This window comes from Micromonospora sp. (assembly GCF_048594385.1).
GTDB classification, from domain to species: Bacteria; Actinomycetota; Actinomycetes; order Mycobacteriales; family Micromonosporaceae; genus Micromonospora; species Micromonospora wenchangensis.
This window is the reverse complement of the sequence record NZ_JBMDWU010000548.1, coordinates 1-1,590: the sequence shown is the minus strand read 5'-3', so window position 1 is coordinate 1,590 and position 1,590 is coordinate 1. Positions and strand designations below refer to the sequence as shown.

At 78.3% G+C, this 1,590-nt stretch carries 1 protein-coding gene and 1 pseudogene; both read left to right on the top strand.

Annotation, left to right across the window (positions count from 1 at the left end):
- Positions 1-181: 181 nt before the first annotated feature.
- On the top strand, positions 182-1,408 hold the full coding sequence (locus tag ACOJTC_RS29180) for a type VII secretion protein EccE (protein ID WP_420119292.1): 1,227 nt from the start codon (positions 182-184) through the stop codon (positions 1,406-1,408).
- Positions 1,405-1,590: pseudogene (locus ACOJTC_RS29175) on the top strand (hypothetical protein); the annotation flags it as partial. The gene ACOJTC_RS29180 and the pseudogene ACOJTC_RS29175, both read left to right, overlap by 4 nt.

Sequence of the window (1,590 nt, the reverse complement as noted above, 5' to 3'; positions counted from 1 at the left end):
GACAAGCCGGCGCTCGCCGCGTACCGGTCCGGCGCGGCGGCCGACCCCCGGATCGGCTTCCGGGTCAACTGACCCGGGCCGCCCACCCACGGGCCCCGGGGCGCTGCGTCGGGTTCCTATGATGAGGGCGGCCCGCCGTGGGCGGGCCGAACGGGTCGAGGCGTCTGGGGGGCAGCCGGAGATGACCGGAGCACCACGGCCGGCAGGTGCCGCACTCCGGCCGGACGGCCCCGACGCCCGCGTACACCTGGCTCCCCGCCGCCGGCCCGGCCGGATCGGCGAGTTGCACGTGCTGCAACTGCTGCTGCTGGAGGCGGTGCTGCTCGGCGTCCTCGCCAGTGGACTGTTCGGCATGCCGGTACTGGTCGTCGCCGCGCTGTGCGGCGTACTCCTGCTGACCGTGGTGTTCCTGCGCTCGCGGGGCCGCTGGTGGCTGGAGAGGCGGGCGCTGGCCCGGCACCAGCGGCGACGGGCCGCCGCGGCGGTCCCGGTCGCCGCCGACCCGGGGTTGGACGCCCTGCAACGACTCGCCCCCGGCCTGTCGGTGGGCACCGTGACGATGGCCGACGGCGCCCGGATCGGGGTGGCCCGCGACGACGCCGGCTGGTTCGCGGTGGCCGCCGTCGACGGCTCCGGGCCGACCGGTGACGCGCCGGCCGGCCTGCCGCTGGACGTGCTGGCCACCGCGCTGGCCGAGTCCGGCCAGCCGGGCACCGTGCTCCAGGTGGTGACCAGCACCGTGCCCGCCGGCGGTCCGAGTGACGACCCGACCGCCCCGGCGCGGGAGTCCTACCGGCAGTTGCTGGCCGGTCTCGGCGGCACCCCGGTCCCGGCCGGACGGTCGACCTGGGTGGCGGTCCGGCTGGACGCCCGCGCGCTGGCCGAGGCGGTCGGCGACTACGCGGTCGACCTGGGTGTCGCCCCCTCGGTGGTGGCCGCGCTGGCCCGGCAGACCGGCAGGTCGCTGCGCCGCAACGGGGTCGGGCACCGGCTGCTGGACGCGCACGGCCTGCTCGCCGCCGTCGGCCGGTCCTGCGGCTTCACCCCCGGCGCCCCGGCCGGGGTCCGTGAGGAGTGGTCGGCGTGGCACTGCGGCCCGCACGCGCACCGCACGTTCTGGATCCGCCGCTGGCCGCCCGTCGACCGGGCGGCGGCCATGCTCGGCTGGCTGGAGACCCTGCCGGCGTCGCTGGTGACGGTGTCGTTGACGGTGGCCACGAACGGGCCGGGTGAGGATCTCGACCTGCGGGGCCTGGTCCGGGTCACCGGGCCGGCGGAGCTGCTGCCGCAGTTGTGCGGGCCGGCGGTCGACGGGGTACGGCAGGCCGGCGGGGAACTCTTCCCGCTCGACGGCGAACACGGCCCGGCGGTGTACGCGTCGGCACCGACGGGAGGTGGCGCGGGATGACCGGCCCTGGAGACGAACGGCGTACGGCGGTGCCGGCCACCTTCGGCACCTCCGCCGACCAGCCGGCCGGGCCGTACCGGGACCCGTCCGGCGGGCCGTACCCGCAGGGGCCGGCCGGTGAGCCGTACCCGGGGGGTGGGCCGGCGGTGGCCGGGGCGTACCCGGGTGGGGCGGTCGCCCCG